At 71.5% G+C, this 22,780-nt stretch carries 19 protein-coding genes; 9 read left to right on the top strand and 10 right to left on the bottom strand.

The window, feature by feature from the left end; all coding sequences use genetic code 11:
* Window positions 1-260 precede the first annotated feature (260 nt).
* Window positions 261-4,820 (bottom strand): ATP-dependent helicase, encoded by a 4,560-nt coding sequence (locus HUO13_RS11020; protein ID WP_211901301.1) that lies wholly within the window; start codon window positions 4,818-4,820, stop codon window positions 261-263.
* A gap of 34 nt (window positions 4,821-4,854) precedes the next feature.
* Window positions 4,855-5,349, bottom strand: coding sequence for a DUF3291 domain-containing protein (locus HUO13_RS11025; RefSeq protein ID WP_211901302.1), 495 nt, complete (start codon window positions 5,347-5,349; stop codon window positions 4,855-4,857).
* A 123-nt stretch (window positions 5,350-5,472) separates the two neighbouring features.
* On the opposite strand from HUO13_RS11025, the gene HUO13_RS11030 reads away from it, so the two are divergent.
* A complete protein-coding gene (locus HUO13_RS11030; RefSeq protein ID WP_211902817.1) occupies window positions 5,473-7,314 on the top strand; it encodes an Hsp70 family protein in 1,842 nt (613 codons plus the stop codon).
* Window positions 7,315-7,351: 37 nt separating this feature from the next.
* On the opposite strand, the gene HUO13_RS11035 is transcribed toward HUO13_RS11030, so the two are convergent.
* On the bottom strand, window positions 7,352-7,489 hold the full coding sequence (locus HUO13_RS11035; protein WP_211903425.1) for a hypothetical protein: 138 nt from the start codon (window positions 7,487-7,489) through the stop codon (window positions 7,352-7,354).
* A 39-nt stretch (window positions 7,490-7,528) separates the two neighbouring features.
* Between HUO13_RS11035 and HUO13_RS11040 the strand changes: the two genes are divergently transcribed.
* Window positions 7,529-7,723: a DUF3046 domain-containing protein gene (locus HUO13_RS11040; protein ID WP_211901303.1), complete on the top strand. Its 195-nt coding sequence runs from the start codon at window positions 7,529-7,531 to the stop codon at window positions 7,721-7,723.
* 38 nt (window positions 7,724-7,761) lie between these two features.
* On the opposite strand, the gene HUO13_RS11045 is transcribed toward HUO13_RS11040, so the two are convergent.
* On the bottom strand, window positions 7,762-8,619 hold the full coding sequence (locus HUO13_RS11045) for a DUF4383 domain-containing protein (protein WP_211901304.1): 858 nt from the start codon (window positions 8,617-8,619) through the stop codon (window positions 7,762-7,764).
* Window positions 8,620-8,890: 271 nt separating this feature from the next.
* On the opposite strand from HUO13_RS11045, the gene recA reads away from it, so the two are divergent.
* From recA to HUO13_RS11060, 3 genes are all read left to right on the top strand, one after another.
* Complete coding sequence (gene recA, locus HUO13_RS11050; RefSeq protein ID WP_211901305.1) at window positions 8,891-9,931, top strand: recombinase RecA; 1,041 nt, start codon at window positions 8,891-8,893, stop codon at window positions 9,929-9,931.
* 444 nt (window positions 9,932-10,375) lie between these two features.
* The gene (locus tag HUO13_RS38255; protein WP_349253369.1) at window positions 10,376-11,386 is read left to right on the top strand and encodes a regulatory protein RecX; all 1,011 of its coding nucleotides are present in this window, start codon (window positions 10,376-10,378) and stop codon (window positions 11,384-11,386) included.
* A 135-nt stretch (window positions 11,387-11,521) separates the two neighbouring features.
* Window positions 11,522-12,190, top strand: a complete 669-nt coding sequence (locus HUO13_RS11060) for an HAD family hydrolase (protein ID WP_211901306.1) — start codon at window positions 11,522-11,524, stop codon at window positions 12,188-12,190.
* 318 nt (window positions 12,191-12,508) lie between these two features.
* Here the strand turns inward: HUO13_RS11060 and eda are convergent, their stop codons facing one another.
* Entirely contained in the window at window positions 12,509-13,144 is a 636-nt protein-coding gene (gene eda / locus HUO13_RS11065; protein ID WP_009943794.1) for a bifunctional 4-hydroxy-2-oxoglutarate aldolase/2-dehydro-3-deoxy-phosphogluconate aldolase, read from the bottom strand.
* 44 nt (window positions 13,145-13,188) lie between these two features.
* The gene (gene edd / locus HUO13_RS11070; RefSeq protein ID WP_211901307.1) at window positions 13,189-15,048 is read right to left on the bottom strand and encodes a phosphogluconate dehydratase; all 1,860 of its coding nucleotides are present in this window, start codon (window positions 15,046-15,048) and stop codon (window positions 13,189-13,191) included.
* Window positions 15,049-15,258: 210 nt separating this feature from the next.
* Between edd and HUO13_RS11075 the strand changes: the two genes are divergently transcribed.
* Window positions 15,259-15,879 carry a transporter substrate-binding domain-containing protein gene (locus HUO13_RS11075; protein WP_211901308.1) on the top strand — a complete coding sequence of 207 codons (621 nt, stop codon included), beginning with the start codon at window positions 15,259-15,261 and terminating at the stop codon, window positions 15,877-15,879.
* 258 nt (window positions 15,880-16,137) lie between these two features.
* Entirely contained in the window at window positions 16,138-17,004 is an 867-nt protein-coding gene (locus tag HUO13_RS11080) for an SAM-dependent methyltransferase (RefSeq protein WP_211901309.1), read from the top strand.
* A gap of 72 nt (window positions 17,005-17,076) precedes the next feature.
* Here the strand turns inward: HUO13_RS11080 and HUO13_RS11085 are convergent, their stop codons facing one another.
* The 4 genes from HUO13_RS11085 to HUO13_RS11100 form a co-directional block, all read right to left on the bottom strand.
* On the bottom strand, window positions 17,077-17,952 hold the full coding sequence (locus tag HUO13_RS11085) for an amino acid ABC transporter permease (RefSeq protein WP_211901310.1): 876 nt from the start codon (window positions 17,950-17,952) through the stop codon (window positions 17,077-17,079).
* Window positions 17,949-18,596, bottom strand: a complete 648-nt coding sequence (locus tag HUO13_RS11090) for an amino acid ABC transporter permease (protein ID WP_211902819.1) — start codon at window positions 18,594-18,596, stop codon at window positions 17,949-17,951. Before HUO13_RS11090 ends, HUO13_RS11085 begins: the two co-directional genes overlap by 4 nt.
* 67 nt (window positions 18,597-18,663) lie before the next feature.
* Window positions 18,664-19,563: a glutamate ABC transporter substrate-binding protein gene (locus tag HUO13_RS11095; RefSeq protein WP_211901311.1), complete on the bottom strand. Its 900-nt coding sequence runs from the start codon at window positions 19,561-19,563 to the stop codon at window positions 18,664-18,666.
* 31 nt (window positions 19,564-19,594) lie between these two features.
* Entirely contained in the window at window positions 19,595-20,323 is a 729-nt protein-coding gene (locus HUO13_RS11100) for an amino acid ABC transporter ATP-binding protein (RefSeq protein ID WP_211902820.1), read from the bottom strand.
* Between the two features lie 326 nt (window positions 20,324-20,649).
* On the opposite strand from HUO13_RS11100, the gene miaB reads away from it, so the two are divergent.
* Entirely contained in the window at window positions 20,650-22,125 is a 1,476-nt protein-coding gene (gene miaB, locus HUO13_RS11105) for a tRNA (N6-isopentenyl adenosine(37)-C2)-methylthiotransferase MiaB (protein WP_211901312.1), read from the top strand.
* Window positions 22,113-22,622 carry an Rv2732c family membrane protein gene (locus HUO13_RS11110; RefSeq protein WP_249124659.1) on the top strand — a complete coding sequence of 170 codons (510 nt, stop codon included), beginning with the start codon at window positions 22,113-22,115 and terminating at the stop codon, window positions 22,620-22,622. Before miaB ends, HUO13_RS11110 begins: the two co-directional genes overlap by 13 nt.
* Window positions 22,623-22,780 lie beyond the last annotated feature (158 nt).

Genomic DNA, 22,780 nt, shown 5'->3' on the forward strand with positions numbered 1-22,780 from the left:
CCGGGATCGTCTTGGTCGATCGTATTGGGCGAACGTCCAAGTCGACAAGTGTGCAGGTAGAAGCGGAAGCCGCAGACCGAAGTCGAGCGCTGCTCAGGCCCGGGTAGCGGCACCCGGTCCTGCTCGGGGGTTCGCGTGCCTCAACCCGCTATGCCCGCGAAGGCGCCGCGCAGTGCGCCGGCATCCCGGCCACACCCGGCCGCGCTCAGCCGCGAAGGCGCCGCGCAATGCGCCGGCATCCCGGCCACGCCCGGCCGCGTTCAGGCCCGCAACCGGAGGCCCTTGGGGGTGGCGCGGAAACCGGCCTCGGTGAGGATCTCCGCCATCCGGGACCCCAGCGCGCCTTCCCCGTCGGCGCGCTGCACCGCGAGCTGGTCGAGCCAGCCCTCCCGTACGGCTCGCGCCAGCCCCGCCGCCGCCAGCCGCAGCACGTCCTCGTCCTCGGTGAACGACAGCAGGGACTTGCCGCCGCGCTCGACGTAGAGCGCCGCGGAACCCGCGACGAGCACGACCAGCGCGCCCGCCTTGCGCCCTGGCCGGTGCCGGGTGCCGGAGACGGCCGCGGGCCATTCCAGCGCCGCCCCGTACGGCTGGGCCGGGTCGGCCGCGGCGAGCACCACCGCCTGCGCCTCTTCCTCCGGACGTTCGGCGCGCGAGGACGCGCGCAGCCGGTCGATCGCGCCCGGAACCGCGAACTGCGCCGCGCCGAGCCCCTCGACGACGTAGCCGCGACGGCACCGCCCCGACTCCTCCATGGCCCGCAGCACCTTGTACACCGCCGAGAAACCGCCGGTGACGCGTTCGGTGTCCAGCGCGCCTCTGGTGAGCACGCCGTGCCGTTCGAGGAACGCCTCGGCGCGGGCGTGCGCCCTCCGGGTCGGTTCGCTCGACGACTGCGGTGCCAGCGACCACCTGCCCGAGACGGCGGGCGGTCCACTGCGGCTGGGCATCGCCGGACGGCCCGCACGCAGCCGCGCGTACCGGCCCCGGGGTGCGCTGCGGCGCGGCTTGTGCGTGGCACCGCGCCCCGACACCAGCGCGCGCAGCGGCGCGAGCGTGTCGTTGGTCGCGGTGCCCGCCCACACCAGGTCCCACAGCGCGGCGGTCACCGCTTCGTCCTCCGGGGCCGCTTCCCCCTGCTCCAGCAGGATCGCGCCGGCGCGGTCGGCCAGCTGCCGGTAGAACTGCGCGCCGCCTTCCAGCGTGGTCACGATCGCCCGGTGCAGCGGCGAGTCCGGCCGCTCCTCCGGCACGTCGGGCAGCAGCAGGTCCGCGACGTCGGCGGGCGCCAGCGCGATCCAGCCGTCGCCGCCCGCGAGCGAGCCCGAACCGACCCACACCAGCTCGCCGGTCGAGGTCAGCTCGTCGAGCAGCGCTGGTGAGTAGCCGGGCAGGCGCGCGGGCAGGACCAGCGACTCCAGCGCGCTGGCGGGCACCGGTGCGCCCGCGAGCTGCTCGACGACCGAGAACACGTCGTCGACGGTGGGCGCGGTCCGCAGCCGCGCCCCGATCCCGTGCCAGGACGGCAGGAACCGGCCCAGTGCCGCGGGCTCGACCGGCTCGACCTCCGCGCGCAGCCGGGCCAGCGACGCCCGCCGCATCCGGCGCAGCACCTCGGCGTCGCAGTACTCCAGCGACCGGCCGCCACCGGCCTCCAGCGGGCGCAGCTCACCGCGGATGAGCCTGCCGCTGCCGGTGAGCCGGTCCAGCACGCCGTGCATCACCGCGACACCCAGGCCGAAGCGGTGCGCGGCGGTGTCGGCGGTGAACGGCCCGCGCGACCGGGCGTAGCGGATGACCAGGTCGGCCAGTGGATCGGCGACGGGTTCGGTGAACGCCTCGGGCACCCCGACCGGCAGCGCGACCCCGAGCGCGTCGCGGACCTTGCCCGCGTCCTCGATCGGGATCCAGCGCTCCTCGCCCGCGATGCGCACCCGCAGGACCCGGCGCTGGGCGTGCAGGTCCTCCAGCCACTCCGGCCGGACACCGCGCTCGGCGGCCTCCGCGGCCGACAGGTCGCCGAGGAAGCTGAGCAGGTCGATCGCGCCCTCCGCGTCGCGGGCGTGGCGCTCGGGAGCCAGCCGCTGCAGCTGCGACTCGACCTCGGCCACCACCTCGGGGTCGAGCAGCTCCCGCAGCGCCTCCGACCCCAGCAGCTCGGCCAGCAGCGTCGAGTCCAGGCTCAGCGCGGCCGAGCGGCGTTCGGCCAGCGGAGCGTCGGTCTCGTACAGGAACATCCCGATGTAGCCGAAGAGCAGGCTGCGCGCGAACGGCGACGGCGTCGGCGTCTCGACCTCCACGACGCGCACCTTGCGCGCGGCGACCTGCGCCATCAGCTCGGTCAGTCCCGGCACGTCGTAGACGTCCTGGAGGCATTCCCGCATCGCCTCCAGCACGATCGGGAACTGCTCGTACTGCGCGGCCACCGACAGCAGCTGCGCCGCCCGCTGCCGCTGCTGCCACAGCGGCGAGCGGCGCCGCGGGTCGCGGCGGGGCAGCAGCAGCGCGCGGGCCGCGCACTCCCGGAAGCGCGCCGCGAACAGCGCCGAGCCGCCCACCTCGTCGGTGACGACCTGCTGCACCTCGTCCGGCGCGAGCAGGACGTCCTCGGCGGCGGGCAGGATCTCGGTCCCGGCGTCGTCGAGCGCGTCGGCCAGCCGCACCACGATGCCGTCGTCGGAGGAGGCGACCTGCGGGTCGATCCCGCGGCGCTCGCGGAGCCGGGCCCCGATCGCCAGCGCCCACGGTCCGTTGACCTTGGCGCCGAACGGGGAGTGCACGACCATCCGCCAGTCGCCGAGCTCGTCGCGGAACCGCTCCACGACGATGGTCCGGTCGTCGGGCACGTGGCGGGTGGCCCGCCGCTGCTCGTCCAGGTAGCTCAGCAGGTTGTCCCCGGCCCACTGGTCCAGCCCCGCATCGCTGATGCGGGTCCGCGCGGCCTCCGGGTCGGCCGCGGTCAGCTCCCGGACGAACGCTCCCAGCGCCCGTCCCAGCTCCAGCGGACGGCCCGGCGAGTCGCCCTTCCAGAACGGCATCCTGGCCGGCTCGCCCGGCGCGGGGGTGACCACGACCCGGTCGTGGGTGATGTCCTCGACCCGCCACGACGAGGTGCCGAGCAGGAACGTGTCGCCGACGCGCGACTCGTAGACCATCTCCTCGTCGAGCTCGCCGACCCGCACCCCGCCCTTGCCCGCGGCGTCGTCGCCGGGGGTGGTGACCGCGAACAGCCCGCGGTCGGGGATGGTGCCGCCGGAGGTGACCGCCAGCCGCTGCGCGCCCGGCCTGGCCCGCAGCTCGTCGTCGATCCGGTCCCACACTATCCGCGCGCGCAGCTCGCCGAACTCCTCGCTCGGGTAGCGGCCGGCGAGCATGTCCAGCACCGCGTGCAGCGCGGAGTCCGGCAACCCGGCGAAGGACGCCGAGCGCCGCACCACGGTCGCCAACCGCTCCAGCGACCACGTGTCCATCGCCACCATCGACACCACGTGCTGCGCCAGCACGTCGAGCGGGTTGCGCGGGAAGGACAGCGCCTCGATCAGCCCGTCGGCCATCCGCTCGGCGGTCACCGCGCAGCCGACGAGGTCGCCGCGGAACTTCGGGAACACCACCCCGCGCGAGACCGCCCCGACGTGGTGCCCGCCGCGGCCGATCCGCTGCAGGCCCGACGCGACGCTCGGCGGCGTCTCCACCTGCACGACCAGGTCGACCGCGCCCATGTCGATGCCCAGCTCCAGGGAGGAGGTCGCCACCACGCACGGCAGCCGCCCTGACTTCAGCTCCTCCTCGACGACCGCCCGCTGCTCCTTCGACATCGACCCGTGGTGGGCCTTGGCCACGGTCGCCGCGGCACCGCGCGTGATCCCCGAGCCGCCGACGGCCTCGGCGGGGAAGCGCTGCACCGGCTCGTCTTCCTCCACCTCCTCCGCCGCGAGCTCGTTGATCCCCGCGGTCAGCCGCTCGGCCAGCCGCCGGGAGTTGGTGAACACGATCGTCGAGCGGTGCTGACGGATCAGTTCGAGCACGCGGGTCTGCACCGACGGCCAGATCGAGGGGTGCTGGTCGTCGTCGGCGCCGCCCAGCTCGGCCAGGTCCGGCACCGGCACCTCGACCCGCACCTCGACCTGCTTGACGTTGGCGGGCTGCACCGTGCGGACCGGGCGGCCGCCTGCCAGGAAGGTGCGCACCTCGTCGACCGGCCGCACCGTGGCCGACAGGCCGATGCGCTGCGCCGGACGCGGCAGCAGCTCGTCGAGCCGTTCCAGCGACAGCGCCAGGTGCGCGCCGCGCTTGGTGCCCGCGACCGCGTGCACCTCGTCGACGATCACCGTCTCCACCCCGCGCAGCGACTCCCGCGCGGCCGAGGTCAGCAGCAGGAACAGCGACTCCGGTGTCGTGACCAGGACGTCGGGCGGTGTCCGGGCGAACGAGCGGCGCTGGTCGGCCGGGGTGTCCCCGGTGCGCATGCCGACGGTGATGTCGGGCGGCTCGCCGCCGAGGCGCTGCGTGGCCTGGCGGATGCCGGCCAGCGGAGCGCGCAGGTTGCGCTCGACGTCGACCGCCAGCGCCTTCAGCGGCGAGACGTAGAGGACCCGGCAGCGCTGCTTCGGGTCCCTCGGCGGTCCCTCGGCGGCCAGCCGGTCGAGGGCGGACAGGAACGCCGCGAGCGTCTTGCCCGAACCGGTCGGGGCGATGACCAGCGCGTGCTCGCCGTCGGCGATCGCCTCCCACGCGCCGGCCTGGGCCTCGGTCGGCGCGTCGAAGGCACCGCGGAACCAGTCCCGGGTCGCGGGGGAGAAGCGGTCCAGCACGTCGGTCACACCCCCATGCTGGACCAGCCCACCGACACCCGCGTCAGGCCGGGCACATCCAGTCGTCGTCGGCGCTGACCTGCGCACCGTCCGGAGCGGGGAACGGTTCGCGGAAGGTGAACGCGGCCGGTGACGGCCCGTTCGCGCGCAGCAGCGCCAGCCGCTCCTCGGCCTCGGCCACCGTCGGCCGGTGCCCGGCGGGCACCCACCACAGCACGGTGTGCGCCTCGGCCATCTTCGGGAACCACTCGCGCCGGCGCCGCAGGACCGCGACGTGCTCCGGGTCGCGGTAGACGTAGTCGGCCAGCGCCTCCACCGACTCCCACACCGACATGTTGACGATGATCCGGTCGTCGCCGAAGCCGCGGACGGCGGTGGCGTCGCCGTCCTCGGTCTGCAACCGCCAGACGAAACCGGGCGCGGCGTCGGCCGCCGCGTTCACCGGCTCCAGCGCCGCGACGAACCCGGCGAGCTCGGCACTGTCCATAGGGGCCGCGGGGAGCGCGATGTTGACCTGCGCGAGGTGGTGATCAGCCATGGACGTGAGACTAGTTCGGCCAATTGCGGGGATCACCGCCTTTCGGGTGTAGCGGCATGGCAACATCTCGGCCGGGCGATGACCTTGCACGCGCCCGGCAACAACAGCAGTAGGAGGCATCCGGTGCGCGTCCTGTCGGTGGATCTCGGCACCTCCAACACCGTCGCGGTGCTCTCGGCGCACGGCAGGCCACCCAGGGTGGTCGAGGTGGACGGGTCGGCGACCATGCCCTCCGCGGTGTTCGCCGCCGAGGACGGCGCGATCATCGTCGGACGCGAGGCCGAACGGCGCGCCCGCCTCGACCCGTCGCGGTTCGAACCGAACCCGAAGCGCCGCGTCGACGAGGGCACGCTGCTGCTCGGCGAGTCGATCATCACCGTCACCGACGCGATGGCCGCGGTGCTGCACCGGGTTGCCGAGGAGACGACCCGCCAGCTCGGCGGCGCGCAGCCCGACGAGGTGCGGCTCACCCACCCCGCGCAGTGGGGTCCGACGCGCCGCAACGTGCTGCTGTCGGCGGCCCGGTTGGCCGGTTTCGGCAGCAACCTGGTGCTGGTGCCGGAGCCGGTGGCCGCTGCGGCGCACTTCGCCTCGTTCCCCGACCGCTCGCTGGCGCCCGGCCAGGCGCTGGCCGTCTACGACCTCGGCGCGGGCACCTTCGACTGCGCCGTGGTCGGCGCCACCCAGGGCGGCTTCGCCGTGCTGGCCGAGGACGGCCTGCCCGACCTCGGCGGTCTCGACGTCGACCAGGCGCTGCTGGAGCACGTCGGACGCCAGGTCTCCAACAAGGACCCGCAGCGGTGGCAGCGCCTGCTGCGGCCGGAGTCCACCGCGGACCGCCGCGCCCAGCGGGCGCTGCGCGAGGACGTCAAGGCCGCCAAGGAGGCGCTCTCCCGGCACGTCCAGACCGAGGTCCCGATGCCGGAGCCGTTCGAGGACGTGCTGGTCACCCGCGGTGAGCTGGAGGCGCTGGTGCGGCCGAGCATGCTGCGCAGCGTCGAGATGGTGGCCTCGGTTGTCCGGTCCAACGGGATGGCGCCGGAGAACCTCGCCGGGCTGTACCTGGTCGGCGGGTCCAGCCGGTTGCCGCTGGTGGCCACCCTGATCGGCGAGCAGCTGCGGATCGTGGCCACCAGCCTCGACCAGCCGGAGACCGCGGTGGCGCTCGGCGCCCACCACGTCTCGCGGGACGGCACCGCCCTCAACACCCAGGACCTGGGCTCGACGTTCACCGCCGCCCAGCAGGGCGTCGGCAACCAGGGGCCGCGGCCGGTCTACCAGGAGCCCGAGACCGTCCGGACGGCGTTCGCGCCCGTCGTCCCGCAGCAGCAGCCCTACCCGCAGCAGGTGCGGCGGCAGAGCGCCGAGCAGCCGCGCACCGTCTCGCGCAACATGCTGGTCGGCCTCGGCGCGGTGGCCCTGGTCGCGGTGATCGTCGCGGTCGTGTCGATCGTGCTGACCTCGGGCGGAGGCGCCCAGGCCGCCAGCGCCTCGGAGTGCCGGGCTCCCTCGGAGACCCGCGACACCAAGGGCTTCGACAAGTGCATGCTGCAACTGGCCGGTGACGTGCCCGAGACGACCAACTGCGCGCCGGGGTGGCAGCGGATCATGCCCGGCCTGCGCGAGCTGGGCGGCGCCGTCGCGTCCTGCTCGATCGGCAACCCCAACGAGGGCACCACGATCGTCTACACCCACCTCGACTCGATGCAGAAGGCGGAGCAGCGGGCCGATCTGCTGCTGGAGTTCAACGGCGTCACCGGCGACCAGGTGCGGGCCGACTGGAGCGGGAACGGGCTGTCCGGCGAGTACCGCGCCGTCACCAGCGACACCTTCGGCACGCTCGTCTTCACCGTGGACGACAGGCCGCTGGTGGGGATGGTGCTGATGCCCAACAAGGATCAGCGGCTCGCGCCCGGGCAGGTGGCCGACGAGTTCGAGCGCAGGATCCAGCCGGGCACCGACTGACCGGCGCCGCGTTGCCGGGACCGCAGGTGCGCCGCCGTCAGCGCTTGTTGCGGCGCTCCCACAGGAAGCGGACCGCCAGCACGATCACGACCAGCAGCCCCGCGGCGACGACCAGCCTGCCAAGCGGGCTGGACATCCCCGTCGGATCTGCCTGCGCGAGCAGTGCGATGAACACGACTCCACCATGCCACGGCCGGTCGTAGGCTGGGCGACGATGCGCCACACAGTTTTCCGCCGTTGGATGGCGGCCGAGTTCGGACAGACCCGGGCCGAGATGCTCGCCCAGGACCACGTGTTCTCGTCGCTGGGCGGGCGAACCGTGGACGAGGCCCTGGAGGCAGGCATGCCGCCCAAGGAGGTCTGGACGGCGGTCTGCGACGCGTTCGAGGTGCCAGCTGAACGGCGCTGAGCCGCAGGCCGGCACCTCGTGTGCGTGCGTGTCGCTGCCTAGGGTTCCCGCGCTATTCCGGTCCGGCGGTGAGTGCCCACGCCTGGCCTGGTCCTCGGGGGTGTGCTGTCAGCGGGTGCGCCTTCGCCCGGGGCGCCCACGTCGGGCGCGCTCTCGCCCTCACCGGGTGCGGTGGGTTTGCCCTCGGACGGGAAGTCCGCCCACAGGTTCTGGGCGCTGATCTCCTGGTCCGGGGTGCGGCCGCTCTCCGCGTAGTGCTGGTAGGCGCGGCGGCGCTCCTCCTGCTGGTGCCGCCAGGCGTCGGCGCGCACCATCCGCTCCTGCTTCGGCGTCGGGTGCCCCTCGGCGAAGGCCATCTCGGCCTCGGTCAGCTCGTCGTCGGAGGCGGAGGGGACCTCGTTGGTGACCTCCTCCACGGGCTCCTCGTCCGGCGGCGGCTCGTGGTGGCGGTAGCGGTAGTACGGGTTGTCCTCCGGCAGCCGGCCCGCGATCCGGCCGTAGGTGCCCAAGAACGTCAGCAGCATGCCCGCGACCAGGCTGAAGATGACGTTGGGCCAGCGGAACGCCAGCAGGTTGAACGGCGTCTCCATGACCGCCAGGTTGGCCAGGCCGGACACGAAGAACAGCACGCCGATCACGGTGGTCGTGGTGGAGGCGATCGCGCCGCCCCACACCGCCGCGCCGATCAGGATCGCGCCGACGAGGATCGAGATCACCGACAGCAGCCCGTTGGAGGACAACCCGAGCAGCACGGCGCCCTCGGTGCTCAGGAAGGGGAGCTGGTTGGCCAGCCCCAGCACGCCGAAGGCCAGCAGCCCCGCGCCGAAGATGGCGGCGCCGATGCGGTAGATCTTGCTCAGCGGGTGGTCCGGCGGCAGATAACGATCCATTCTCATCGCGGCGCCTCCCCGGGTGCTGCGTTGATCTGTCGACCACGTTGATCTGTCGACAACAGAGTCCCCATTCGCCGCACTCCTTACACGTTCACACGAACGAGTAGCGAGACTGGCGTGTCGGCATCTAGATCGAACACCCGTTCGTCTAGTATGGCGGCAGCGGGATCGGGCGATCGCAGGCGGCGGCCCCGCGGGTGAATTGTCGGTCCCGACCCGTAGCGTCGGTGCTGACGCAGAGACGACGTTCGACTTCGACCGAGGTGGACCCCCGATGGCAGCGACACCCGACAAGGGCAAGGCGCTAGAGCTCGCCCTCGCACAGATCGACAAGCAGTACGGCAAGGGATCGGTTATGCGGCTCGGCGACGAGACGCGCGCGCCGATCGAGGTCATCCCGACCGGCTCCATCTCGCTGGACGTGGCGCTGGGGATCGGTGGCCTGCCGCGGGGCCGGATCGTCGAGGTCTACGGCCCGGAGAGCAGCGGTAAGACGTCGGTGGCGCTGCACGCGGTGGCCAACGCCCAGAAGCTCGGCGGCACCGCGGCGTTCATCGACGCCGAGCACGCGCTGGACCCGGAGTACGCCAAGTCGATCGGGGTCGACACCGACGCGCTGCTGGTGTCCCAGCCCGACACCGGTGAGCAGGCGCTGGAGATCGCCGACATGCTGATCCGCTCCGGCGCGCTGGACATCATCGTCATCGACTCGGTGGCCGCGCTGGTGCCGCGCGCCGAGATCGAGGGCGAGATGGGCGACAGCCACGTCGGCCTGCAGGCCCGGCTGATGAGCCAGGCGCTGCGGAAGCTGACCTCCGCGCTCTACAACGCCAAGACCACGGCGATCTTCATCAACCAGCTCCGGGAGAAGGTCGGCGTGATGTTCGGCTCCCCGGAGACCACCACCGGTGGCAAGGCGCTGAAGTTCTACTCGTCGGTGCGCCTGGACGTCCGCCGGATCGAGACGCTGAAGGACGGCTCGGACGCGGTCGGCAACCGCACCCGCGTCAAGGTCGTCAAGAACAAGGTCGCGCCGCCGTTCAAGCAGGCCGAGTTCGACATCATCTACGGCGTCGGCATCAGCCGCGAGGGCTCGCTGATCGACATGGGCGTCGAGCAGGGCATCATCCGCAAGTCCGGTGCCTGGTACACCTACGAGGGCGACCAGCTCGGCCAGGGCAAGGAGAACGCCCGGAAGTTCATGCGCGAGAACCCCGACGTCGCCAACGAGATCGAGAAGCGGATCAAGGAGAAGCTCGGCATCGGGGCGCAGGTCGACTCCGAGAGCGCCGACCCGGCACCGGTCGACTTCTGAGCCTTTCCGCTCCCCGGCTCCCCGCCGGGCCCCCGCCGGGCCCGCCGGGGGCGGGGCGGGGTGGGGAGCGGACGGGGCGATGGGTACCGGGGTACCGGGCGGGTCTGGAGCGGCTGGCGTACCGGCGGCCGGGAAACGGTCTGGAGCGATCGGGGTGCCGGGCGGCTGGGGAAGTAGGTCGGTTGGTATGCCGGGGTGCCCGAGCGGCGGGGGTACCGGTCGGGCTGGGAACGATCGGGCGACAGGCGGCCAGGGAACGGTCGAACGGGCCGGTTGGTGAGCCGGGCTCACAGAAACGATCGGGTCCGGGTGTGCTGCTGAACGGTGGGTAGCCGGGCTGTCGATGCGCTGAGAGTGCCGGTCGATGGCTGGGCATGCGGGGTTCTGGGTGAGGGCACAGTGGGTGGAGACACTGCCGATGGCGCCGAAGCGGGTGCTGCGGGCGTGAGTCCCGCGACCGGCGGGCTCGCGGGCGATGACACCGGCGGCGACGCCGTCGCCGAAGGCGCGGCTGCCGACGAGGTGGCGGCTGCCAGTGGCCCGGCGGCTGGGCAGGTGCCCGGGGTGTTCACCGCCTCGGCGTTGTCGGGCGCGGGCGGTGGGGTGGCCCCCGGTGGGCGCAAGCGTCGGCGGTCGGCGATCTCGGCTGAGGCCGCCGAGGAGGAGCCGGTCTCCTCGGCAGGTCCGGACACGCCCAAGCACGCTCCGGGCTCCCAACGCTCCGGTTTGTCCCAGCGCTCCGGTTCGGCTCAGCGTTCCAGTGCGTCCAGGCGGTCTGGCCCGTCCCGGCGGTCCCGTGCCTCCGAGCAGTCGGCTGCCTACGGCGAGTCCGACTCGGTCGAGGTGCCCGCCGCGTCCGAGCAGGCCGACTCGCCCGGACACACCGACTCACCCGCGCAGTCCACCGGCCCAAAGCGGTCCGAGTCGCCGGGCCGGTCCGAGTCGCCGGAGCAACTCGCCCGCGACACCGTGTACCGGTTGCTGGCCGCGCGGGCGCGAAGTCGTTCCGAGCTGCGGCAGGCGTTGCTGCGCAAGGAGATCGAGGAAGACGTCGCCGACGAGGTGCTCCAGAAGTTCGCCGACGCGGGCCTGATCGACGATGCCGCGTTCGCCGAGACGTGGGTGCACGCAAGGCAGCGCAACAAGGGACTCGGGCGCAGGGCGCTCGGTTTCGAGCTGCGCCGCAAGGGTGTTGACGAGAACCTGGTCGAAGCCGCGTTGTCCACTGTGGATGAGGACGTCGAGGTGGAGCGCGCCCGCGAATTGGTGCGGCGCAAGCTCCGCTCGCTGGGTTCTGCCGACTACACGGCGAAGATGCGCAGGCTGGTCGGAATGCTTGCGCGCAAGGGCTATTCCGAAGGTCTCGCGTACCGCGTGGCCAAGGAAGAACTGGAACGCTCGGGTTCGAGTGCGAAAGACGACGCCGCAGACGGCCCACCTTCCGACGACCTCTGACCTGGTCGGGCATCGGCCCCTCAGGCCGACGCAATGCGCTGACCGCGAGTCATCCAGATCGTCCAGGTTGATCGAGTTCCCAGTATTGGGACGCCGGTACCGGATTGTCGTGGTGGCATCGTAGAGTCACCGACCATGACGAGTCTTGCCGATACGCCGGGGAGCCCGCGACACATCGTCTGGGACTGGAACGGAACTCTCCTCGACGACAACCACGCCGTGGTGTCGGCCGTGAACGAGGTGTGCTCGGCGTTCGAGCGCGACCACATCGACATCGACGAGTGGCGCGCCGTTTTCAGCCGTCCGCTGCTCCAGTGCTACGAACGCCTGCTCCGGCGTTCCCTCAGCGACGAGGACTGGGCACGCATCGACGTGCTGTACCACGACGCTTACCGGGAGCTGCTCCACACGTGCGGACTGGCGAAGGGTGTCCCGCACGCACTCGAGGACTGGCGGGAGACCGGGCGCACGCAGTCGCTGCTGTCGATGTGGTTCCACGAGGAGCTGGTGGCGCTGGTGACGCACCTCGGCCTGCACGGCCTGTTCGCGCGGATGGACGGACTGCGCGCGGAGGTCGGCGGCGGTTCGAAGGCGGCCCACCTCGAACAGCACCTGTCCGAACTCAGGCTGGACCCGGCCGACGTCGTCCTGATCGGCGATGTCGTCGACGACGCCGAAGCGGCCCGGCACGCCGGTACCTCATGCGTGCTGGTGACGACCGGCGTCATGAGCCGTTCGAAGCTGGAAGCCACCGACTTCCCGGTCGCCGACTCGATCCCGGAGGCGCTGGCCCTCCTGAACTGACCGAGCGACCCTCCTGAACTGACCGAGCGGACGACGCGGGCGGCCGAACAAGGTCGGCGAGAGAGGGCCAGCCGCGTGGGCGGAAACCGAGCGGGCGGGCGGAAGCCGAGTCGGCGGAGGCCGAGCGGGTGTGCGGAAACCGAGCGGGCGGAAACCTCGCGGGCTGGGGAAGCCTCCGGCTACCGGGCCAGAAGCCCTGCGTTCTGGACAGACGCGGCAGCTTGAGCACTGGGGCCGGGTGATGCGCTCACCCGGCCCCAGCTCAGAAGCGAGCCGTGACCGGCCCTGTACAGAAGCGAGCCCTGGCGGCCCCGAACCTCAGCCGAGAGCGGAAGCCTGGCGGGCCAGGGCCTCGACCTGGCCCCACGAGCCGGTGTCGAGCAGCTTCTTCGGCGTCAGCCACGAGCCGCCGACGCAACCGACGTTGGCCAGCGCGAGGTACTTCGGCGCGGTCTCCACGCTGATCCCGCCTGTCGGGCAGAACCGCAGGCCGGGCAGGGGCCCCGCGATCGCCTTCAGGTACGGCACGCCCCCGCTGGGCTCGGCCGGGAAGAACTTCATCGCCGTGACGCCCCGCTCGGCCAGCGCCATCGCCTCCGACACGGTGCTCACCCCCGCCAGGTAGGGGATGCCGGCGCTCTCGACGTCGTCGAGCAGCTTCGGCGTGCTGCCGGGCGTGACGACGTAGCGCGCGCCCGCCTTGGCCACCAGCTCGGCCTGCCCGGGCTCGGTGACGGTGCCCGCGCCGACGACCACGTCCGGCACCTCGGCCGCGATCCGCTCGATCGCGGGCAGGCCGGCCGGGGTGCGCAGCGTGACCTCGATGGTGCTGATGCCGCCGCGCAGCAGCGCCTCCGCCAGCGGCACGGCGTGCTCGGGGTCGTCGAGCGCCACCACCGGTACCACCGGGCTGAGGGTCAGTACGTCGGCTGCGGTGTTGATCGCCTTGTTCATCGTGAAGAGTCCTCGGTGCTCCGTCTTCGTCCCGGGTTCGGTCGTCATGCCGGCAGGTCGCTTGGTGTCCGGGCCGCCTGCGCGCCGGCGAACACGCTGGCGCCCTGGTCGGCGCGGCCCACGGCGGTCCGGAACGCGGTGAACAGCTCCCGGCCGGTGCCGAACTGGGTGGCGGCCGCACCTTCGGCGGGGGTCCTGGCGTGCAGCTCGTCGTCGGGGATCAGTGCGTCGAGGGTCCCGCGCTCGGCGTCGAGGCGGACCATGTCGCCGTCGCGCAGCTTGGCCAGCGGCCCGCCCGCGGTGGCCTCCGGGGTGAGCTGGATCGCCGCCGGGATCTTGCCCGAGGCGCCCGACATGCGGCCGTCGGTGACCAGCGCGACCTGGTGGCCGCGGTCCATCAGCACACCCAGCGCGGGCGTGAGCCCGTGCAGCTCCGGCATGCCGTTGGCCTGCGGCCCCTGGTTGCGGATGACGACCACGACGTCCTGGTCGAGCTCGCCCGCCTTGAACGCCGTGGTGAAGTCGTGCTGGTCGTCGAAGATCCGCGCGGGGGCGTTGACCACGCGGTGCTCGCGCTTGACCGCCGACACCTTGATCACCGAGCGGCCCAGGTTGCCGTCGAGCACGCGCATCCCGCCCTCGGGCGCGAACGGCTCGTCGACGCCGCGCAGCACGTCGGGGTCGAGGCTGCGCTTCGGGGCGTCGCGCCAGACCAGCTCGCCGTCCTCCAGGAACGGCTGCTGCCGGTAGCGGTCGAGACCGGGACCGGCCACCGTCCGGACGTCGGGGTGCAGCAGCCCGGCGTCGAGCAGCTCGCCGACCAGGGTCTGCACCCCGCCCGCGGCGGCGAAGTGGTTGATGTCGGCCGAGCCGTTGGGGTAGACGCGGGCCAGCGACGGCACAACGGCCGACAGGTCGGAGAAGTCGTCCCAGGTCAGCTCGATGCCCGCGGCGGCGGCGATCGCGGGCAGGTGCAGCGTGTGGTTCGTCGAGCCGCCGGTGGCCAGCAGGCCGACCACGCCGTTGACGATCGTCTTCACGCTGATGATCTCGCCGATCGGGGTGTAGTCCTCACCGCGCGAGATCTGCACAACGCGCCGCGAGGCTTCCTCGGTGAGCGCCTTGCGCAACGGCGTGCCGGGCGCGACGAAGCTCGACCCGGGCAGGTGCAGGCCCATGACCTCGACGACCAGCTGGTTGGAGTTGGCGGTGCCGTAGAAGGTGCAGGTGCCGGGGGAGTGGTAGGAGGCGGACTCGGCCTCCAGCAGCTCGTCCCGGGTGGCCTTGCCCTCGGCGAACAGCTGCCGGATGCGGCTCTTCTCCCCGTTGGGCAGGCCGGAGGGCATCGGGCCCGCCGGCACCAGCAGCGTCGGCAGGTGCCCGAACGCCAGCCCGCCGATCAGCAGACCGGGAACGATCTTGTCGCACACGCCGAGCAGCAGTGCGCCGTCGAACATCTCGTGGGACAGGGCGACGCCGGTGGCCATCGCGATGACGTCGCGCGAGAACAGCGAGAGCTCCATGCCGGTGCGGCCCTGGGTGATCCCGTCGCACATCGCGGGCACCCCGCCGGCGAACTGCGCGACGCCGCCGGCCTCCCGCACCGCGTCCTTGATCCAGTCGGGGAACTCGGCGAACGGCTGGTGCGCCGAGAGCATGTCGTTGTAGGCGGACACGATCGCCACGCCGGGCTTGGTCTCGCCGCGCACCGCGATCCGGTCGGCGCCGCCGCAGGCGGCGAAGCCGTGGGCGAGGTTGCTGCAGGGCATCCCGGCGCGCACCGGGCCGTCCGAGGCCGCCTGGCGGATCCGGTCGAGGTATTGGCTGCGGCTGGCCGCACTGCGGTCTGCGATCCGCTGCGTGACCTGTTCAACGACAGGATGAATGGGCGCGTTCGCCGTCATTCGTCGCCTCCTGGAGCGCTGGTGGTGGTGACGATCGAGGGCGACGACGTTGGCGCCTCAGTTCGAGCCGTGACTGCAGCCACACTAACGGGTGTGACGCCGATTTCAAAAACCGATTCAGTACTCGATCTTCGTCACGCGAGTTCGCCCGCACGGCGGCGGCAAGATCGGCCATGATGTGCTGGAGACCGATCGAGCGAGGGGAAGCGAATGCGCATCCGGGTGCTTGTGGCCGCGCTTGCGGCCTGCGCGACGCTGTCGGCCTGTGGCGGCGGGACGCAACCGAACGCCGTGGTTCCGCAGCCGCTGCCGCCCGCCCCGACCAGCGCGGCGGCTCCGCCGGACGGCTCGGTGGACCTGGACGGTTCGCCGACGGTCGAGAAGATCAAGCAGCGCGGCAAGCTGCTGGTCGGGCTGCGCTCGGACGCGCCCGAGATGGTGCGCCGCGTCAGCCCGGGGGAGTACCAGGGCTTCGACGTGGAGGTCGCGGGCATCCTCGCCGCGGGCATGGGCCTGGACCCGCGCACCCAGGTCTCCTACCGCTGGCTGCCGTCGGACCTGCGGGCCAACGCGATGAGCGCGGGCAGCGTCGACGTCCTGCTCGGCGGGTTCGATCGTGGTGCGCCGCAGTTCGCCGGCGCGGGCCCGTACGCGGTCGTCGGCGGCCCGGGTGCGGAGGTCGAGCACTACGTCGGTTTCAGTCCGGGTGACGACGCGATGGGTGAGGAGCTGGACCGCATCCTGGACGCCGCGGTCGCCGACGGTCGTTGGCAGCGGGCCTACGACACCGCGCTCGCGCCGAGCGGCGTCCGGGCCAGGCCGGCGCCGTAATGCGCCCGGGGTATGGGTTCCGCGGTTCAACGCCCGGAATAGCTGCCGCAGTACCTCCGGTAATTATCAATTGCTGTTCACTCCTGTGATTTTCCCTCATGTATAACGCTCTGAGCAGGCGTTTTTCATTGGGGCAGGTGCGCCACGTCGGAAATCGACCGACTTGACGGAATTGCACGACGATCGGCCTCGTCACATCTAGTTGTGTAGAGCAACCATTTAGTTAGCCTGGGGAACCACAACGAGGTGAGGAGATCAATGTCTGCGAACGAGCAGTGGGACATCGTCTCCGGCGTCGGCATCACCGCGGTGGCGGTCGCCGTCGCCCGTGCCCGGGAGAGCCAGCGCGACGACCGGCTGATCGACGACCCGCACGCGGAACCGCTGATCCGCGCGGCCCAGCCGCCGACACCGATGGCCGTCGATGCCGGCGGCGAAGCCGACGCCCTGTGGCACGAGATGACCGACTACGTCAGCATCCGTTCCCGTTTCTTCGACGACTGGTTCGCTCGGGCCTGCGCCGCCGGTGCCCGCCAGGCGGTCGTACTTGCCTCCGGGCTCGACACCCGGGCGTTCCGGCTGGAGTGGCCCGAAGGCTTCCGGGTCTTCGAGATCGACCAGCCCAAGGTCCTGGAGTTCAAGGACGGCGCCCTGGCCGCCGAGGGCGTGCGGGCCTCCTGCGAACGCCACGCGGTGGCGGTGGACCTGCGCGACGACTGGTCGTCCGCGCTGGTCAAGGCCGGGTTCGACGCCGCTCTGCCCACGGCATGGCTCGCCGAGGGACTGCTGCCGTACCTGCCGCCGGAGGCCGAGGCGAACCTGCTGGCCACCGTGCACGACCTGTCCGCCCGGGGCAGCCGCATCGCGATCGAGAGCATCGCGCTGGCCAGGTCGGCGCTGCTGGGCGCCGACCTCGACGACACCACGCGGGAGTGGGGCATCGACCTCAAGGGCCTGTTCAGCCTGGAGGACCGCCCTGACCCCGGCGGCGTGCTGGCCCAGCGCGGCTGGAGCGTGCACCGGGACCCGGTCGGCGACCTCGCCGCCGGCTTCCGGCGACCCTTGAGCGGCCGCGCGCAGAAGTTGGGGGCGGCGGGAGAGATGGTCACCGCCGAGCGCGACTGACGACCGCCACGCCACGGCGCAACCGGGGCTCGGACCGCAACGGTCCGAGCCCCGGCCGTCACTCGCCGGCCGTCACTCGCCGGTCGGCGCCCCGCCGGTCGCGGCGAGCCGGTCCTCCGCCGGGGCGGCGATGACCCGCGTCTTCTTGCCGCGGCGGTTGCGCCGGTCGAGGAAGTTGGCGAACCAGGTCAGCAGCAGGCACATCGAGATGTAGAGGGCCGCCACGACCATGCTGACCGGGATGATCGGCCGGTCCAGCGTCGGCACGCCGCCGAGGTAGCGGGCGTAGTACAGCAGCTCCTGGTAGGTGATCAGGAACCCGAGCGCGCTGTCCTTGAGCAGCACCACGAGCTGGCTGATGATCGCGGGCAGCATCATGCGCACCGACTGCGGCAGCACCACGAACCGCATGACCTGGTTCTTGCGCATGCCGATCGAGTACGCCGCCTCGGTCTGGCCCTTCGGCAGGGCGTGGACCCCGGCCCGGAAGACCTCGGCGAGCACCGAGCCGTTGTAGAGGGTCAGCCCGAGCACCACCGACCAGTACTGGCCGAAGTTCACGCCCAGCCCCGGCGCCGCGTAGTACAGGAAGAAGATCAGGATGACCAGCGGGATCGCGCGGAAGAACTCCACGATCCCGGTGCACGGCACCCGCAGCCACGCGTGGTCGGAGAGCCGTCCGAGCGCGAAGACCGCGCCGAAGGCCAGCGCGAGCACCGCGCCGGTGGCGAACGCCCCGACCGTGTTGCCCAGCGCGCGCAGCAGCTCGACCTGGACCTGCTCGTAGAGCAGCCATTCCCACTTGCTCGCGTCGAACTGGCCGGTCTGGTAGAAGCGCAGCAGCACGTAGCCCACCGCGCCCACCACGACCACGATGCTGATCGCGCCGATGAGCCGGTTGCGGGAGATCGCGCGCGGCCCGGGGGAGTCGAACAGGACGTTGCTCATCGGGCCACGCTCCAGCGCTTCTCGAAGCTTCGCTGGACCAGCGTCAGCGGGATCACCAGGATCAGGAACCCGACCGCGATCCAGATGAAGGCGTTGGTCGTCGGCTCGCCCTCCTCGTTGAGGAACGGGATGACCGAACCGACCTCGTTGACGCTGAACCCGGCGGCCACGGTGGTGTTCTTCAGCAGCGCGATCAGCACGCTGACCATCGGGGGGACCACCGCGCGGAACGCCTGCGGCAGGATCACGTTGGTCAGTGACTGGGCGAAGCCCAGGCCGATGGAACGCGCCGCCTCGGCCTGGCCGACCGGCACGGTGTTGATGCCCGACCGCAGCACCTCGCAGACGAAGGCCGAGGTGTAGATGGTCAGGGCGATGACCGCGGCGGTGAAGAACGGGAACTGGAGCAGCTCCAGCTTCGGGTAGGCGAAGACGAAGAAGAAGAAAACCAGGGTCAGCGGGGTGTTCCGCAGCAGGGTCACGTAGCCGGTGCCGACCGCGCGCAGCGCAGGCACCGGGCTCACCCGCAGCGTGGCGAGGACCGTGCCGAGGACCAGGGAACCGACTCCGGCGAGCAGGAAGAGCTCGATCGTATGCAGGAACCCCCTGGCGAGGACGTCCCCGTACTCCACCAAGATGTCGATCAACTTGTTGCTCCAGGACGGAATCGGGTGCCCGGAACCCGACGGCTCCGGGCACCCGACTGACGGGTCAGTAGCGGTCGACCGGCGGCGGCTCGGCGCCGGTGCCGGACTTGCCGAGGGTCGCGTCGTAGACGCGCTTCCACTCGCCGCTCTTCGCGGCCTGCTCCAGGACGTCGTTGATCTTGTTGCGCAGGGCGATGTCGTCCTTGGCGACGCCGATGCCGTAGGGCTCCTGCGAGAAGGTCTTGCCGACGACCTTCAGCTTGTCCGGGTCCTGCGCGGCGTAGCCCTTGAGGATCGCGTCGTCGGTGGTGACGGCGTCGATCTGGCCGTCGAGGAGCTGCTGCACGCACTCGGAGTAGCGCTGGAACTCCACGATGTTCTGCGGCTCGGTGAGCTGCTGCTCCTTGACCCGCTGGATCGGGGTCGACCCGGTCGCCGAGCACACCTTCTTGCCCTTGAGCGTCTCCGGGCCGGTGATGTCGGTGTTGTCCTTGCGGACCAGCACGTCCTGACCGGCCATGAAGTACGGGCCGGCGAAGCCGACCTGCTCCTTGCGCTTGTCGTTGATGGTGTAGGTGCCGACGTAGTAGTCGACCTCACCGGTGGCCAGCGCCTGCTCCCGCGCGGTGCTCGGGATCGGCTTGTAGTCGATCTGGGTGTTGGGGTCCAGTCCGAGCTGCGCGGCCGCCAGGCGGGCGATCTCGATGTCGAAACCGGAGTACTGGCCGGTCACCGGGTCGCGGAAGCCCAGGCCCGGCTGGTCCTCCTTGACCCCGATGGTCACCCGGCCGCGCTGCTTGATCCGGTCGAAGGTCGGTGAGCCCGGCACCTGCACGTTCTGGGCGACGTTCTGCTGCACCTGCGGCTCACCGCCGCCCGGTGCGCCCTCGCGCCCGCATCCGGTCAGAGCCAGCGCCAGCGTCGCCGCCAGCACCGCCCCCAACCGCAAACCCTTGGCTCCCATGTCGGTTTCCCCTCTCTGGAGATCGTCCGTCTCAGTGGGTGAGGATCTTGCCGAGGAAGTCCTTGGCACGGTCGCTCTTCGGCGCGCTGAAGAACTTCTCGGGAGTGGAGTCCTCGACGACCTCACCGTCGGACATGAAGAGCACCCGGTGGGCGGCGCGGCGCGCGAAGCCCATCTCGTGCGTTACGACCAGCATGGTCATGCCTTCGGCGGCCAGGCTGGTCATGACGTCGAGGACCTCGTTGACCATCTCCGGGTCCAGCGCCGAGGTCGGCTCGTCGAACAGCATGACCTTCGGCTTCATCGCCAGCGCGCGGGCGATGGCCGCCCGCTGCTGCTGGCCGCCGGACAGCTGCGCGGGGTACTTGTCGGCCTGGTCGGTGATGCCCACCCGCTCGAGCAGGCCGATCGCCTCCTCGCGGGCCTGCTCCTTCGCCAGGCCGCGGACCTTGATCGGCCCGAGCGTGACGTTTTCCAGGATCGTCTTGTGGGCGAAGAGGTTGAACTGCTGGAACACCATGCCGACGTCGGCGCGCAGGGCCGCCAGCGCGCGGCCCTCGGCCGGCAGCGGCGTGCCGTCCACGGCGATGGAGCCCGCGTCGATCGGCTCCAGGCGGTTGATCGTGCGGCACAGGGTCGACTTGCCGGAACCGGAGGGACCAAGCACGACCACGACCTGCCCCCGCGGCACGTCCAGGGTGATCCCCTTCAGCACGTGCAGCGCCCCGAAGTGCTTGTCGACCGCGGACATCCGGATCATCGGCGCATCCGTCGCGGCTGCGGTCATTCGTTCTCCTGCTGGGCGAGGGATTCGGACACGATGGCCGAAACCTAAGCCGCCCGGCGGGGATAGTCCAGATGGAACGGGTCAACGCAGATTGCAACTCGGTTACACCCCGTGTCCGCGCTGCCGGGCGAGCCGCTTTCACCCGTCTCCGGCAACGCCTCTACCCTGGGTAACAGGGCCCGGGAGGACCCGGTGGGCGTGGGCCACCGGAGTGACGCGGCGCGGCTCCAGCGGTGGTGGACCCGCCGAGACCGGCGCCAACTCGATCGTGAGTCCGACAGCGTGAGAGAAGGTTGGGTGTGACCCGCAGCTACCAGATCCGCACGTACGGCTGCCAGATGAACGTGCACGACTCCGAGCGCCTCGCAGGCATGCTCGAGGACGCCGGATACGTGCGCGCGGGCACCGACGCCGACCCGGACGTGGTCGTGTTCAACACGTGCGCGGTGCGGGAGAACGCCGACAACCGCCTCTACGGCAACCTGGGTCACCTGCGTCCCGCCAAGGACCGCAACCCCGGCATGCAGATCGCCGTCGGCGGCTGCCTGGCGCAGAAGGACCGCGGCGAGATCGTCAAGCGCGCGCCCTGGGTCGACGTCGTGTTCGGCACCCACAACCTCGGCTCGCTGCCGACGCTGCTGGAGCGCGCCCGGCACAACGAGGAGGCCGAGGTCGAGATCCTGGAGTCCCTCGACGTCTTCCCCTCCACGCTGCCCGCGCGCCGCGAGTCGGCTTACTCCGGCTGGGTCTCGGTGTCGGTGGGCTGCAACAACACCTGCACCTTCTGCATCGTCCCCGCGCTGCGCGGCAAGGAGAAGGACCGCAGGCCCGGCGAGATCCTGGCCGAGGTGCAGGCCCTGGTCTCCGAGGGCGTGCTGGAGGTGACGCTGCTCGGGCAGAACGTCAACGCCTACGGCGTGGAGTTCGGCGACCGGTTCGCCTTCGGCAAGCTGCTGCGCTCCTGCGGCGAGATCGAGGGCCTGGAACGGGTGCGCTTCACCTCGCCTCACCCGCGCGACTTCACCGACGACGTCATCGCCGCGATGGCCGAGACGCCCAACGTCTGCCACCAGCTGCACATGCCGCTGCAGTCCGGCTCCGACCAGGTGCTCAAGCAGATGCGCCGCTCCTACCGCTCGCAGCGCTACCTCGACATCCTGCGCAAGGTGCGCGAGGCCATGCCGGACGCGGCCATCACCACCGACATCATCGTCGGCTTCCCCGGCGAGACCGAGGAGGACTTCGAGGCGACGATGGAGGTCGTGCGCGAAGCCCGCTTCGCGAGCGCCTTCACCTTCCAGTACTCCAAGCGGCCGGGCACTCCGGCGGCCGAGATGGAGGGCCAGTTGCCCAAGGAGGTCGTCCAGCAGCGCTACGACCGGCTGATCGAGCTGCAGAACCAGATCTCCTGGGACGTCGGCAAGGAGCTGGTCGGCGGCTCCGTGGAGCTGCTGGTCGCCGAGGGAGAGGGCCGCAAGGACACCGAGACCCACCGGCTGAGCGGCCGGGCGCGCGACGGCAGGCTCGTGCACTTCACCCCGGTCGGAGCCGTCGACGGGCAGGTGCGGCCCGGCGACGTCGTGCACACCACGATCACCCGCGCGGCGCCGCACCACCTGGTCGCCGACTCCGAGATCACCGCGCACCGCCGCACCCGCGCGGGCGACCACTGGGAGGAGGGCGTGCGCCCGAAGACCTCCGGCGTCAGCCTCGGCCTGCCCTCCTTCGGCGCCCCGCCCGCGCAGCCTGCCGAACAGCAGGGATGTGCGTGTTGAGCGAGCGCGAACCGCGGCAGCCGGAAGAGGAGGAGAACGTGTCCGAGACCGCCGGTGGGGGAGCGGAGCTGGCCAGGACCGAGCGGGAGCTGCTGCGCAGGTTCGACCCCGGCTCGCGCGCCCTGGTCATCGCCGGGGTGATGCTCGTGCTCGTGCTCAGCTCGGTGCTGCCGTGGATCGGCGGCGCGGCGGGCTGGCAGGTGCTGGTCGGCCAGGCCGACCCCGCGCTGCACGTCGGCCTGCTGCCCAGGCTGTTCTCGATCAACTCCACCATCGTGGGCATCGCGGTCGGGGCGCTGGCGCTGGTGACCCGGCGCTGGGCGATCGCCTGGGTCGCCGCGCTGGCCGGTGTGGTGGTGTCGTTCGAGGGCGTGATCGCCATCTGGTCGCGCCAGACCGTGCCCAACGCGGGCCCCGGCATCGGTCTGGTCCTTGCCGTGGTGTGCATGTTCGTGCTGGCCATCCAGTGGCTGCGGATCGTCTGGTCCCGCGACTGACCCCCGAGCTGTGAAAAAGCCCCGGATCGCTCCGGGGCCTTTCGCATGCGGTCCCTGTCCCGCCGGACGGGACATCGGACTTCTTGATCAGTTCAGAAGTGCTTCTCGGCGAGCCCCCCCAGCATTCGGCGGGCGTATTGGGGAAGCGCCTCAGCGCG

It is taken from the genome of Saccharopolyspora erythraea, assembly GCF_018141105.1.
GTDB lineage: Bacteria > Actinomycetota > Actinomycetes > Mycobacteriales > Pseudonocardiaceae > Saccharopolyspora_D > Saccharopolyspora_D erythraea_A.